Origin of the sequence: Stenotrophomonas sp. AS012628 (genome assembly GCF_010608305.1) — a bacterium.
GTDB classification, from domain to species: domain Bacteria; phylum Pseudomonadota; class Gammaproteobacteria; order Xanthomonadales; family Xanthomonadaceae; genus Stenotrophomonas; species Stenotrophomonas geniculata.
The window spans coordinates 1-277 of record NZ_VMBJ01000126.1; the positions used below are offsets into that span (position 1 = coordinate 1).

The window sequence follows — 277 nt, forward strand, 5'->3', positions numbered from 1 at the left end:
GTTCGTTGCGCAGGAACGCGCTGACCTGCAGGTCGGCCGCGCTGCCCGGCCGCGCCGGGCGCAGGCCGCGCTGGTCGAGCTGCTGGCTGACGGCGTCGCGCAACTGGTTGTCGTCCAGGCCCTGGGGAAAGCCGCTGACCCCGGCGGCGGCCCAGCTCCAGCTACGGTAGCGGGCGTAGTCGCGCGGCGCCGCCGGATAGGCGCCGGGATCGAGGCCGGGATTGGCCGCGGTGGCCGGCTGCGGCGGGTAGGGCAGAGAGCTGGCGCGGTAGGGATT

The 277-nt window shown here is 75.5% G+C and carries 1 protein-coding gene; it reads right to left on the minus strand.

Annotation, left to right across the window (positions count from 1 at the left end; all coding sequences use genetic code 11):
- Positions 1-277: DUF4136 domain-containing protein (locus G5A07_RS21250; protein ID WP_191863974.1), on the minus strand; the 277-nt coding region annotated here is incomplete at both ends.